Origin of the sequence: Oribacterium sp. oral taxon 078 str. F0262 (genome assembly GCF_000160135.1) — a bacterium.
Lineage (GTDB): Bacteria > Bacillota > Clostridia > Lachnospirales > Lachnospiraceae > Oribacterium.
The window spans coordinates 169,581-181,981 of sequence record NZ_GG729934.1; the positions used below are offsets into that span (position 1 = coordinate 169,581).

The following is a 12,401-nucleotide window of genomic DNA, read 5'->3' on the forward strand; positions in this document are numbered from 1 at the left end:
ATTTTGAAAGAAGAGGGAATGGCGGGAACAGTTATGGGGGAGAGAGGATGAAGACCTTAGAGGGAAGATCTGTGAAATACGGGGACAACATCGATACGGATGTCATCATCCCCGCGAGATACCTCGCGATTTTGGATCGGGAGGAGCTTGCGTCTCACGCGATGGAGGATTTGGATCCGGACTTTCGAAAGAAGCTGGAACCGGGCGGCATCCTGGTCGCGGGAAGAAACTTCGGCTGCGGCTCCTCCAGGGAGCACGCGCCGCAGGTGCTCCAGAGCTCCGGAGTGGGCTGTGTCATCGCGGAGAGCTTTGCGAGAATCTTCTATAGAAACGCGCTGAACATCGGGCTTCCGATCGTGGAGGCGCCGGAGGCGGCGAGGGAGATCCGGGAGGGAGACCGAGTTTCGGTTGACTTTGAGAGAGGAAGCATCCGGGACCTGACGACGGGAAAGGACTATAAGGTCTTCCCCTTTCCGCCCTTTCTCCAGAGAATGATCGAAAAGGGCGGCCTCATGGCGGCTGTCAATGAGGATTTGGAAGAGCCCTAAAGAGTCTTTAAAAAGCTTTTCAGATAGGCGTCCGCCTTCTCCGGATCTTGAAAAAGCTCCTCCCTAAACTCCGCGTAGAAGACAGCAGCGCGATATTCCTTTTGGAAGAGAGGGGAGAAGAGCGGGAGGAGCTCCGGCAGGAAGAGACCGCTTCTTCTTTGGTAGGCGGTCCTCGCCGTCGCCTTTACGCGGAAAGCCTTATCGACGAATTCCCCGACCGAGCGGTGTACGGCATTGTCCTCCTGCGGGAGATAGTAATAGTTCTTCGGATCCGGATAGAAATATTTGAGCTCCCCCTGATAGAGCTTCACATAAAGAAGGAGAGTGTTTCCGGAAAGAAGGATCCGGAAGCGCTCTCTTTCTCGAAAAAGCGCTCTCGGAAAGGCGGGGAAGACCCGGTAGGAGAGACAGAGATAGGGGGAATCCTCCGGAAAATCCCCGGAAGGGAAAATATTGGAATCCCCGGAGCGAAGTCCTTTCAAAGCTTTGCAAGAATCTGAGCGGGAGGATTCGGAGAAAGCCCCGGAAGCGCCTTCCAAAATGCTTTCGGAGAGAGTATCTTCCCCCTCAGCGGGGGAGGGAAGCTCCCTAGATGAGGAGATGAGGCGGACAGAGGAGAGGGGGAGCAGATGCTGAAAGAGCCTTGCGTAGGAGAGCAGGGGGAGGAGGGCAGGGAGGTTTTTCAGGTCCTCCTTATTGTGGAGGAGGAGCAGCTCCTCCCTTTTGGGATCCTTTGTCTTTAAATAATCGAGGTAGACATAGATCAGCTCTCCGCCGCTGAAGCGGTCCTCTCTCTGGATCCCGAGGAAGCGCTCACAGCTTTTCAGCTGGTAATTCGGAAGGCTCAGGAGCTTTTTTGCGGGGCGAAGCTCCCGATAGAGATCCAGGCTCTTGATCCCCTGAAAGCTTTCGGAGAGCCCATACTGAGAGAGGAGCTTTTCGAGAAAGGGGATATCGAAGCGCTCTCCATTAAAGCTCAGGAGGAGCTTTTTTTTCGAGAGGAGAGCGAAAAAATGCTCCAGCATCTCGATCTCATCCGTCAGGGACTCGGCGAAGAGCTGCTGAATCTTCCAGCTCCCCCCTTCATAGACGACAGTTCCAATCAGATAGAGGCTCGCATTATGAGCACTCAGCCCTGTCGTCTCTATATCAAAGAAAATGAGCTCCTCCGCGCGGAGTCCGAGCTGGGAGAGAAAGCTGAGATCCCCCGAGGGGAAAGATTCCTCTTTTATAATCATATATCGCTCCGTTTCTTTTGCTTCATTTTCCGTCTGCGGCCTTTGAATATCGCGCTAAAAGGGGTCTTCTATAGTAGTGTATACCATAGAAGACCCCTTTGTCAGTGATTTACAGGAAAACTTTTATGCTCTTTTAAGAGTGCTGAAGCCGCGGTTAAGCGGTGTGCGCATGCCGGAGATGTCAGCGGCATCGTCTATCGTAGCGATCTTATAGCCAAGCTTTGCTCTTCCTTTATACGCTGGAAGGCCTGCTTCGCAATGGCCGGAAGAAGCCGGTATTCCTGCATCAGCTGCTGGACTGTCATGCCCTGGACAGAGTCATCCACCGGGATATAAGTCAGGTCATTTTCTCCGCACTTTTTGGGGGCTCTATCCATTAGACGCAGCCAGGCGGCCTGCCGCATGGCCTCCCGATGGGGCAGCACCCGGTAACGGTTTCGTTGTATCAGTTTGCGCCGCACAGTGGAAGTACCTGCGGCCAGAGCGCAGAATACAGCTGCCGGTCCCAGGAGATTTACCATTGCCTTGTCGCTCCGCAGCCAGATGCAGGCGCCGGCGCCTGCCAGAAGCAGAAACAGCAGCGGGATCATATGCCTGACGATAGACCGTCCGGGCAGCAGGATCTGATTCAGTCGTTCCATAGCGCAGGCAGAACATACAGACCAGTCCCGTATCTCTCCCAATGCCTGGATGCGGCTTTCGCCCTTCATACCGCGGATATGCAGAGTTTCCACCTCCAGCGCCCGAAAGCGCAGTTGGCCGGTTTCGCTGCCGCAGCAGATACATTTGCTCATAGCCGCCTCTTATTCCGATAAGCTTCGACGGGAAGTCCGGCATCCGCCAAGGCTTCCTCTCCGTCTCGTGACTAAGCTCTCATAGCGGGAACAGCCCCAAATCCCGTGACAGCTATCAGAGCATGCCGCCCAAGAGAGACAGCATCAGGCTTCCGATAATCAGGATAATGGCGCCGCCCAGGCGGGAGGAGATCTGCGCAAAGGGCATCAGCTCCATACGGTCGGCAGCGGACAACACGGCCACATCACCGGTGCCTCCCATATTGGCCATGCAAAGACCGGCGGTAATGCAGGATTCCACCGGATAGAAGCCCACCAGCTTACCGATAAGGCCCGCACCGATCACAGCGCCAAGGCAGGTCAAAAGGCAGAGCAGCAGATAGCTCAGGGAGAAGGTCTCAATGACCACATCCAGGCTCAGATAGCAAAGACCAATCCCCACCAGAAGAGCAGCGGTTAAGTTCTTCATGATGAACTGGAACCACTGGTAGCAGGAGATCTCGATAAACTCCGGCAGCAGATTAAAGATCTTGCAGACGGCCACGGCGATGATCATCCAGGCATAGGCGTGGATGCTGACAGAGGGCACCAGCTTGCTCCAAAGGGTGGAGATGATATGGCCGAAGGCAAAGAAAGAGGTCGAGGTCAGAAGACCGATTCCCATGTTTACCACGGAGATCTTATCGCGCTTGGCCTGCATTTCGGGACCGACCTCCATTTCCGAGGCGTCATTGGCCTTGGAAACCATCAGTGCGCCCTGGCCATTCCACTTTTTACTGACGATAAGCTTGACGATGATGCTGGCCAGCACGATCGAAGTGGCATTTCCGATGGCTACGGCGGGGTTCATAATGGAAATGGCCTCTTCCGCCGTCATAGTACCGGTGGATTCAAAGATCTTGGACAGAGGCACGGCGCCGGCGCCCATGCCGCCGCCCATAATCGGAAGGGCAATCAGCAAAAGCGCCTTTACCGCGCCGAAGCCGAAGGCAGCACCGCCCAGAGAGGCCAGACCGAACGCTGCAATGATGCCGCCGAAGATGGCGGGGAAATAACGGGCGGCAGCCTTCATCAGAAGCTTCCGGTTCATGCCCAGAATGGAGCCGGTGATCAGGGCCGCAATATAGAAGTCCAGAAATGCACCGGAGGGCTTGAAGAAGGACTCGATATTCTTCATCAGCGTGGCGGTATACAGCACACCATCTGCGTTTGGCTTACTGAGCAGGTCAAAGAGGCCGAAGAAATTCTCATAGCGCAGGAAACCCATGCCGAAGATGATGACGATGGCGCCGCCGCCCAAATAGGAGCGGACAATGGGAAGCCGGTCGCCGATCTCCTGAAAGATGGTACCGAAAACGATCATGAAGGCAAAGCAACCGGCCATACCGGCAGGAAGCACACCCATCATAGAGGAAAGCAGCACGACTACCGAAAAAACGGCGAAGTAATACCAAGGCATGCCATAGAGCTTGTACCCCTCTTTTTTCTGCACATTTACTTGATTTGACATAATATCATCCTCGCTCAAGACATATCATTGCCGCATGGCGGCGGGGCAACGGATCAGATACGGGCCACGCCGGACCTTCGGGCGGCCTCGGCCACAGCGGCGGCCACAGCGGGGCCGACGCGCTTGTCAAAGGCAGCGGGAATGATGTAATCCTCGGACAGATCGTCCCCTACCAGATCAGCCAGAGCCACAGCGGCGGCCATCTTCATCTCCTCGTTGATATCGCTGGCGCGGACATCGAAAGTGCCGCGGAAGATACCGGGGAAGGCTAAGACATTGTTGATCTGGTTGGGAAAGTCGCTGCGGCCGGTGGAGATCACTCTTGCGCCGCCCGCCTTGGCATCATCGGGGAAGATCTCCGGTATGGGGTTGGCACAGGCGAAGATGATGGCGTCCTTATTCATGGTCCGGACCATCTCGGTGCTGACGGTGCCGGGAGCGGACACACCGATGAACACGTCGGCGCCCACCAGCATATCCGCCAGGGAACCGGATCTGCGGCTCAGGTTCGTGACCCGGGCCATCTCTTCCTTGATCCAGTTCAGACCCTCGCGGCCGGCATAGATTGCACCCTTTCGGTCGCACATGGTGATATCCTTGAAGCCCGCGGAAAGCAGCAGCCTGGTGATGGCGATGGCGGCTGCGCCTGCGCCGGAGGTGACGATCTTCACGTCCTCCTTCTTCTTGCCCACCACCTTCAGGGCGTTGATCAGACCGGCCAGGGTGATGACGGCAGTGCCGTGCTGATCGTCGTGGAAAATGGGGATCTCACACTTTTCCTTCAGCTTGCGCTCGATCTCGAAGCAGCGGGGCGCGGCAATATCCTCCAGGTTGATGCCGCCGAAGGAGCCGGAGATGTTGTACACCGTCTCCACGAACTCATCCACGTCCTTGGTCTTGACGCAGAGAGGGAATGCGTCCACGCCGCCGAAGGACTTGAACAGCACGCATTTTCCCTCCATAACGGGCATGCCGGCCTCGGGACCGATGTCTCCCAGGCCCAGAACGGCACTGCCGTCGGTGATGACAGCGCAGAGGTTGTGCCGGCGCGTCAGCTCATAACTTTTCTTAATGTCCTTCTGGATCTCCAGGCAGGGCTGTGCCACACCCGGCGTATAGGCCAAAGACAGATCATCCTTAGTTTCCACCGGTACGGTGGAAATCACTTCAATCTTACCCTTCCACTTGGCATGCAGGCGAAGTGACTCTTTTGCGTAGTCCATATTGTTTCCTCCATTCTTCAAGGTGTACAATTATTCCGCTTACAAGGCGGAAGACCTTTTGCGGGTTTTCTGCCTGAATTATTTTTAAGTATACACATTTTGTGAGTTTAAGGGATTCTTTGGAAAGTATTCAAACCGTTTGGAAAGTAAAAAAATGTCAGCTGCACAGAATTAAGATTTTATCTTCCTTTAGAAAGCAAAATACAATATAGGAAAGTATACACTATGAGAGGAAGTCCAGGTCTAAGACAGCAAAATCGTAGCGCTTCGGCCCGATAGAGCAGCCGACGGACGAGAGCATGGGACTTGACACTGCAGGCTTTTTCAGCAATACTTGTTCATACATATGCTTTTGTGATTTTTGCTTCCTTGACCATCTTACGGACATCGGAACTGGGAAGCAGCGCGATTTTGTTCCCGGCACCGAAACTGATCTCGGCAGCCTTTCCGCTGCTGAATTTCTTATAATAAACAGGGGAGATGTATGCGGGATGGAATGGATGCCCGAAAAAGGCAGAGCGGTGTACCACTCTTCTTCCAGATACTCTGTTTTTGCATTGTCACCGGCTTTGTTTTACTTGCTGCCACGCTGAGCGTTACGCTTTATGTCTCGCTGAGTAATTTTCAAAAGCAGGTGGAGGAAAGCCTCCGGGCCACTGCGGACTCTCTGGCATCCAACCCCATGGTACTGGATGCATACCGGGCGGGCCGCTGTTCAGAAGAGCTGGTGCGCTATTTGGATGAGCTGGTTCATCAAACCCGGGATTTGGATGTGCTGACACTGGCGGATGCCCATTCTATTCGCCTCTACCATGTAAATCATGTCCAGATCGGCGGGACCTTTGTCGGTGGGGACCAGTTCCGCGCTCTGGAGGGGGAGAGCTATTTTTCCGACGCTGTGGGAACCATGGGCAGGCAGCACCGCTATTTGATGCCGGTACGGGATACAGACGGGGCCATTCTGGGATTTATTACCGCAAGCACTACATTGGGACAACTGCGGGTGCTGAGAAACGAGATCATCGACGCTTATTTGAAAATGGGCGTGCTGCTGATTCTGGCGCTGATCCTTTTTTCCGGAGCCGTATCCCTGGTGCTGCGGCGAATGCTGCTTGGCTTCACGCCCCAGCAGTTGGCCAATACCTATCTCAAGCAGAATGAAATCCTGAATAATCTGGAGGAGGGAATCGTTTCCGTAGATCGGACGGGACGCATTCAGCTGATGAACAGCGCGGCTCAGCGGATTTTGGGTCAACCGACGGAGTTGATGGAAGATACCGCTTTAGATAGCGTGCTGCTGGAAGAAAATGGCGGCACGCTGCTGGGTCCGCCCCGGGAAAATGTCCCTACCTCCCGGCCCAATGTGCTGGCAAATTGTATCCCGCTGGTCAAAGGTGGGAAAACTACGGGAGCCACCATTATCCTCCGGGATAAGAGTGAGGCGATGCGCCGGGCCGAGCAGCTCAACGGCACTCGAAACGTGATCTCCACCCTCCGGGCCAACAGCCACGAATTCATGAACCAGCTCCAGGTCATTTCGGGGCTTTTGCAAATGGATCACACCCAGGAGGCTCTGGAATACATCGGAGACTTGTCCCAGATACAGACCCGGATTATCACGCCGATCATGCAGCATATCCAAAATCCCAATGTCGCGGCACTGCTGCTGGGGAAAATGGGAAGCGCCCGGGAGAGGGATGTGCGCATTACTTTGCTTCCCAACAGCAGTCTTCCGGAACACAGCCGATATCTCTCCACGGCAGAGCTTGTGACGGTACTGGGGAACCTGCTGGAAAACGCGATCGAGGCGGTAAATGCTCAGACGGAGGGTACCCTTCGAAATGTGGATATGCAGATCACGGAGAATGCCGAAGACCTCCTGCTTCAGATCTCGGATACCGGTATTGGCATCCAGGCCCGGCAGCTGGATCGAATCGGTGATTTCGGCTTCAGCACTAAGGCCAGTCAGGGCCGCGGCGTAGGGATGTTCCTGGTTTACAACATTGTACAGAGTCGGGAGGGAAGCATTGACATAGATTCCGAACCCGGCGAAGGCACAAGCGTGACATTGATTTTCAGCAAAAAACGGACGAAGGAGTGAGCGCTGTGATTCATACGATCATCGTCGAGGACGATCCCATGGTGGCGCAGATTAACTGTCAATACCTGCAGCGGTTGGAGGATTTTCAGGTAGATGCGGTGTTTGGCAGCGGAAAGGCAGCTCTGGACTATGTCCGCGGCAATTCCGCGGACCTATTGATTTTGGATGTATATATGCCGGGGCTTAGCGGCTTGGAGCTTCTGTATCAGATCCGGACGGAGCACATTCGCCTTTCCGTCATCATGGTCACGGCCGCCATAGAAATGGAAACCGTGGAGGAGGCACTGCGTCTGGGGATCGTAGATTATCTCATTAAGCCCTTTTCATTTCAGCGTTTTCAGGAAGCCATTGAGAAGTATCTGCTCAAGATGAACCTGCTCAAGACCTGTCAGACGGCGAATCAGACCGTCGTGGATCAGTTGATGCACACTTCCTTTTCTCATGACAAGGAGTCTAAGGAGCTTCGAAAGGGGCTGAATCAGAAAACTCTGGACTATATCTTCCGCTATCTTAAGGAACATCCCAGGCAGAAACACACCTGCGAGAGCTTATCCCGGGTCTCCGGTCTGTCCAAGGTTACGGTCCGGCGCTATCTCAATTATCTGATCGAAGTCGACCAGGCCGTCAGCTCCATAGACTACGAGACGGGAGGCCGCCCCCGGGTGCTCTATCGGCTCCGGTAGATTTTTTTGCTTTTGAAAGCGTTTCATTTGCCAAAGAAACAGCGGCCTCCCATCTTTAATGTTTATTGTGAGAAATTTACTATTATACATATCCTTATCCAAAAATGATTTGAAGGAGATTCTTTATGGAATTAAAACATGGAGCTGTTGCCGGCACATTGGAGTCGAGTGACATTATGGTGACGGTACTGCCCGGGGCGGGAGGCACCAGGATCAGCCTGACCTCCACCGTGGAGGCCTATTATGGGGATTCCATCAGGGAGACTATCCGCCAGGTCCTGCGGGAGCTTGGCGTGGAAAATGTACGGGTCGAGGCAGTAGACCACGGCGCACTGGACTGTACCATCCGTGCCCGTCTTAGCACCGCCGTGCGGCGTGCCTGCGGGGAGGAACATACATCATGAGACGCTCGATGCTTTTTTTGCCGTCCAATAATCCCAATATGATTGGCAATGGAGGTCTTCTGGGAGCCGACAGCATAATTTTTGACTTGGAGGACGCGGTATCTCCAGACGAAAAGGATGCCGCCCGGGAGCTGCTGAAAAACGCTCTGGGCGCACTGGATTTCGGGAAATGCGAGCGCATTGTTCGAATCAACGGACTGGATACACCTTACTGGGAAGAGGACCTGCGGGCGATTCTGCCTCTGACGCCCGAGCTCATTATGCCGCCCAAGGTCAGCGGCGATGCCGATATCCGCCGTCTGGATGAAAAGCTGACAGAGCTGGAGACGGCAATGGGGATAGAGACGGGACATACAAAGATTCTGGCTCTGCTTGAGACCGCGCTGGGCGTGGAAAACGCCTTTGCGGCGGCCGGGGCCAGCCCGCGTATGATGGGGCTTTTTTTGGGGGCTGAGGATCTTACAGCAGACCTGCGCTGTAAGCGCAGCAAGGAGGGCTCCGAGATCCTTTATGCCCGGGGCCGGGTGGTCTGTGCCGCCCGCGCCGCCGGGATTGAGGCCTATGATACGCCCTTTACCGATGTGCAGGATCTGGAGGGGCTGGAAAAGGATGCCACCTTTGCCAAGGGGCTGGGCTTTTCCGGAAAGGCCTGCATCAGTCCCGCTCATGTCTCCGCCGTCAACCGGATTTTTTCTCCCTCGGAGGAGGAGATTGCTTACGCCCGGGACGTGTTCACCGCTGTCGACAGAGCCAAACGTTTGGGCAAGGGTGTCATTGCCCTGCGGGGGAAAATGATCGATGCACCAATCGTACAGCGGGCCCGGCTGGTGCTGGAAGCCGCATCGGAAATTGAGGGGGGTGAATTATTTTGCGTAAACTCTGTGATACGCTGCGCCGGGCCATAGAGCTGTCCGGCCTTCGGGACGGCATGACGATTTCCTTCCATCATCACCTGCGAAACGGTGACTACGTGCTGAACATGGTACTGCAGGAGGCAGCCCGAATGGGCCTTCGCGATCTGACGGTAAATGCCAGCGCCCTCTTCGACTGCCACGAGCCTTTGATCGGCCATATTCAAAGCGGTGTGGTCACCGGGCTGGAAACGGACTACATGTCCTCCGCGCTGGGCTCTGCCATCAGCCGGAGGGCACTGGCAAGGCCCGTGCTTTTTCGTTCTCACGGCACCCGTCCCGCTGATATCTTAAGCGGCCGAAGCCGCATTGATGTAGCTTTTATTGCTGCGCCCACCGCTGATCCTATGGGCAATTGCTCCGGGAAATACGGGCCCTCCGCCTGCGGCTCTCTGGGTTATGCCTTTGCCGACGCCGTAAAGGCGCAGAAGGTAGTGCTCATTACGGATAATTTGGTCCCCTATCCGTTGACGGATGCCTCCATTACCGAGGACTACGTGGATTATGTGGTGCGGGTGGATGCCATCGGCGACCCTGGAGGAATTGTATCCGGAACGACCCGTATGCCCAGAGATCCCATTGCCCTGAGAATTGCCGATTTGAGCGCTCAGGCCATCGACGCCTCCGGCCTGCTGCGGGACGGCTTCTCCTTTCAGACCGGCGCCGGCGGTGCCTCTTTGGCGGTGGCCGACTATGTTAAACGCATCATGCTTTGCCGGAAGATTCATGGCAGCTATGCCTTGGGAGGGATTACCGACTGCATGGTGGACATGCTGGAAAGCGGCTGTTTCCAGGCTATTCAGGATGTTCAGTGCTTTGATCTTCGCGCAGTGCGGTCCATCCGGGAGAACCCCGGTCATAGGGAGATCAGCGCCGCTCAGTACGCGAGTCCCGATGCCAAAAGCACTGCCGCTTCCAGCCTGGACGCGGTAGTGCTGGGCGCTGCGCAGATCGACACGGATTTCAATGTCAATGTACACACGGATTCCAATGGTTGTATCATCGGCGGCTCCGGCGGCCACACGGATGTGGCGGCGGAGGCGAAGCTCACGATCATTGCTGCCCCCTTAAGCCGCACCAGAATGTCCATCGTCGTAGACAAGGTACTGACGGTATCCACACCCGGTTCTTCTATAGATATGCTGGTCACTCAATACGGAATCGCCGTGAATCCCTCCCGACCCGACCTGAAGATTGCCCTGGAGCAGGCAGATCTGCCTCTTTCGGATATTCATGAACTTCGGCGCAAGGCGGTGGCCATCAACGGGGCTGCAAGGCCCTATGTCCGCCGGTCTGATCAGGTGGTGGCCCGGGTTCTGGGCCGGGACAGCAAGGTCCAGGACGTGATTTACGCCGTGGAATAATCGCTTTCGGGCCGTAATAAAATTTTAAAAAACATCCGGAATAAATTCATATGATGAACACAAATATCTGTTATGATTACTTCACGAAAAAATAATCCGCGTTTTCAGCATCATGGCGGGGAGTCTGCCGGGATGCTTGCAGGAAAGGAGAAGCAGGTGGCAGAGAATAAGAGCGAGTCGAAGGGAAAAGAGGAGAAGCTGGACGGCGAGATCCAGAAGCTGATGGATTCCTCGAAAGAGCTTCCGAAGAAGAAAAGACGCTTCAAGAAGAGGTGGATCCTGATCCCCCTCATTATCCTGGCACTGGTTTTCTTTGTGATGAGAATCCTCGGAGGGGCGAATAAGGGAGGCTTCCCTGTCGTCACGGATGAACTGAAAAAGGGGGATGTGCGGAATGTCCTGACCCTCTCCGGACCGGTCTCCGGGACGGACTCCGCCGATGTGACCTCCGGACTGCACGCGCAGGTCACGGAGCTCTATGTCAAGGAGGGAGATAAGGTCGAGAAGGGCCAGGCCCTCGCGAAGCTGAATCCCCATGATGTGGAGCAGGCTCTCGCCCTCGCGGAGAATCAGGTGGAGCTTGCGAAGGCGAACCGGGAGGAGGCGCTGAAGAACGCGCAGTCCTCCTATGCCAAGGCGGCGCAGGCTCTCCAGAGCGCGCAGGCGGATTACAACAGAAAGGCCGAGCTCTACCAGGGAGGAGATATCTCCCAGGCTGATTTCGAGCAGGCGCAGTCCGCCCTGAAGGACGCCTCCGCGGCGATGCAGGCCTTTACCGTAAAGGGAGGAAAGGTCAGCGTAGGGGATTCCTACGACATTCAGATCCAGAATGCGGAGAAGGAGCTGGAGAAGGCGAAGGACAAGATCAATGATACCACATTGACCTCCCCGATTTCCGGCACCGTGACGAGAGTCAATACCAAGGTCGGACAGTTTGCGGACAGCCAGGAGAATCAGAAGCGCTCCCTCTTTACGATAGAGAATCTGGACACGCTGGAGCTTGAGATCGGAGTCTCCGAGTACACGATCGGAAAGATCAGTGTCGGACAGAAGGCGACGATCCGCGCGGATATCATGGGGGACAAGACGGCGGAGGGAGAGGTCGTATCCATCTCCCCCTCGGGAGAGCTCAAGTCGGAGGGCGGCACGGAGAGAGTGATCCCCACGAAGATCCGGATCGACGGCGCCGCCTCGGGACTGATCTCCGGCATCACCGCGAAGGCCGATATCCTTTTGGAGGAGGCGAAGGACAGCTATGTCGTTCCGATCTCCGCTCTCATCTCCCAGGATGACGGAGGCAGCGCGATCGCTTTCGTGAAGGACGGGATTGTCCATTTCAGTCCGGTCAATACCGGAGTCGAGAGCGATATCTCCGTTGCGGTCAGCCCGAAAAATGCGGATGACCCGTATTTCGCGGAGGGAAGCCACTACATCACGACACCGGACAGCAACATCACAGATGGAATGCCGGTCCGCGAGGCCTCCGTCACGGATCTCCCCTCCTCCGGAGGAGCTGCGGCATCCGCCGCTTCCAATGCGGAAAGCTCCGCCTCCTCCGGTGCGGGAGGCTCCTCCGGCGCGGCGGCAGGAACTGGCAGCGAGAGCGCTGCAGAATAGAGGCGCGA

General features: G+C 55.6%; 11 protein-coding genes. 7 read left to right on the forward strand and 4 right to left on the reverse strand.

Translation table 11 applies throughout. The annotated features are described in order from the left end of the window. Positions 1-47 precede the first annotated feature (47 nt). Positions 48-548, forward strand: coding sequence for a 3-isopropylmalate dehydratase small subunit (locus GCWU000341_RS04545; protein WP_040653635.1), 501 nt, complete (start codon positions 48-50; stop codon positions 546-548). Here the strand turns inward: GCWU000341_RS04545 and GCWU000341_RS04550 are convergent. The 4 genes from GCWU000341_RS04550 to GCWU000341_RS04565 all read right to left on the reverse strand — a co-directional run bounded on the left by GCWU000341_RS04550 (position 545) and on the right by GCWU000341_RS04565 (position 5,313). Next, positions 545-1,786, reverse strand: a complete 1,242-nt coding sequence (locus GCWU000341_RS04550; RefSeq protein ID WP_009214610.1) for a ribonuclease H-like domain-containing protein — start codon at positions 1,784-1,786, stop codon at positions 545-547. The two genes, GCWU000341_RS04545 and GCWU000341_RS04550, sit on opposite strands and share 4 nt — an antisense overlap. A gap of 194 nt (positions 1,787-1,980) precedes the next feature. Continuing rightward, on the reverse strand, positions 1,981-2,580 hold the full coding sequence (locus GCWU000341_RS04555; RefSeq protein ID WP_009214612.1) for a hypothetical protein: 600 nt from the start codon (positions 2,578-2,580) through the stop codon (positions 1,981-1,983). Positions 2,581-2,695: 115 nt separating this feature from the next. Beyond that, positions 2,696-4,090, reverse strand: a complete 1,395-nt coding sequence (locus GCWU000341_RS04560) for a 2-hydroxycarboxylate transporter family protein (protein ID WP_009214613.1) — start codon at positions 4,088-4,090, stop codon at positions 2,696-2,698. 53 nt (positions 4,091-4,143) lie between these two features. Next, a complete protein-coding gene (locus tag GCWU000341_RS04565; protein ID WP_009214614.1) occupies positions 4,144-5,313 on the reverse strand; it encodes an NAD(P)-dependent malic enzyme in 1,170 nt (389 codons plus the stop codon). A 484-nt stretch (positions 5,314-5,797) separates the two neighbouring features. Between GCWU000341_RS04565 and GCWU000341_RS04570 the strand changes: the two genes are divergently transcribed. The 6 genes from GCWU000341_RS04570 (at position 5,798) to GCWU000341_RS04595 (ending at position 12,393) form a co-directional block, all read left to right on the forward strand. Then, positions 5,798-7,414, forward strand: coding sequence for a sensor histidine kinase (locus GCWU000341_RS04570; RefSeq protein WP_009214616.1), 1,617 nt, complete (start codon positions 5,798-5,800; stop codon positions 7,412-7,414). A gap of 5 nt (positions 7,415-7,419) precedes the next feature. Then, positions 7,420-8,097: a response regulator gene (locus tag GCWU000341_RS04575; RefSeq protein WP_155812644.1), complete on the forward strand. Its 678-nt coding sequence runs from the start codon at positions 7,420-7,422 to the stop codon at positions 8,095-8,097. A 125-nt stretch (positions 8,098-8,222) separates the two neighbouring features. Continuing rightward, positions 8,223-8,501 (forward strand): citrate lyase acyl carrier protein, encoded by a 279-nt coding sequence (citD, locus tag GCWU000341_RS04580; protein ID WP_009214618.1) that lies wholly within the window; start codon positions 8,223-8,225, stop codon positions 8,499-8,501. Then, entirely contained in the window at positions 8,498-9,406 is a 909-nt protein-coding gene (locus GCWU000341_RS04585; protein WP_009214619.1) for an HpcH/HpaI aldolase/citrate lyase family protein, read from the forward strand. The genes citD and GCWU000341_RS04585 overlap by 4 nt, the downstream gene beginning before the upstream one ends. Then, on the forward strand, positions 9,370-10,776 hold the full coding sequence (gene citF, locus GCWU000341_RS04590; RefSeq protein ID WP_040653445.1) for a citrate lyase subunit alpha: 1,407 nt from the start codon (positions 9,370-9,372) through the stop codon (positions 10,774-10,776). Before GCWU000341_RS04585 ends, citF begins: the two co-directional genes overlap by 37 nt. A gap of 132 nt (positions 10,777-10,908) precedes the next feature. Beyond that, the gene (locus tag GCWU000341_RS04595) at positions 10,909-12,393 is read left to right on the forward strand and encodes an efflux RND transporter periplasmic adaptor subunit (protein WP_009214621.1); all 1,485 of its coding nucleotides are present in this window, start codon (positions 10,909-10,911) and stop codon (positions 12,391-12,393) included. The last annotated feature ends 8 nt before the right edge of the window (positions 12,394-12,401 follow it).

What these genes read in the sequence shown, in the direction of transcription:
- GCWU000341_RS04545 (WP_040653635.1), top strand. Translation starts at nt 48, where the DNA reads ATGAAGACCTTAGAGGGAAGATCTGTGAAATACGGGGACAACATCGAT.
- GCWU000341_RS04550 (WP_009214610.1), bottom strand. Translation starts at nt 1,786, where the DNA reads ATGATTATAAAAGAGGAATCTTTCCCCTCGGGGGATCTCAGCTTTCTC.
- GCWU000341_RS04555 (WP_009214612.1), bottom strand. Translation starts at nt 2,580, where the DNA reads ATGAGCAAATGTATCTGCTGCGGCAGCGAAACCGGCCAACTGCGCTTT.
- GCWU000341_RS04560 (WP_009214613.1), bottom strand. Translation starts at nt 4,090, where the DNA reads ATGTCAAATCAAGTAAATGTGCAGAAAAAAGAGGGGTACAAGCTCTAT.
- GCWU000341_RS04565 (WP_009214614.1), bottom strand. Translation starts at nt 5,313, where the DNA reads ATGGACTACGCAAAAGAGTCACTTCGCCTGCATGCCAAGTGGAAGGGT.
- GCWU000341_RS04570 (WP_009214616.1), top strand. Translation starts at nt 5,798, where the DNA reads ATGCGGGATGGAATGGATGCCCGAAAAAGGCAGAGCGGTGTACCACTC.
- citD (WP_009214618.1), top strand. Translation starts at nt 8,223, where the DNA reads ATGGAATTAAAACATGGAGCTGTTGCCGGCACATTGGAGTCGAGTGAC.
- GCWU000341_RS04585 (WP_009214619.1), top strand. Translation starts at nt 8,498, where the DNA reads ATGAGACGCTCGATGCTTTTTTTGCCGTCCAATAATCCCAATATGATT.
- GCWU000341_RS04595 (WP_009214621.1), top strand. Translation starts at nt 10,909, where the DNA reads ATGCTTGCAGGAAAGGAGAAGCAGGTGGCAGAGAATAAGAGCGAGTCG.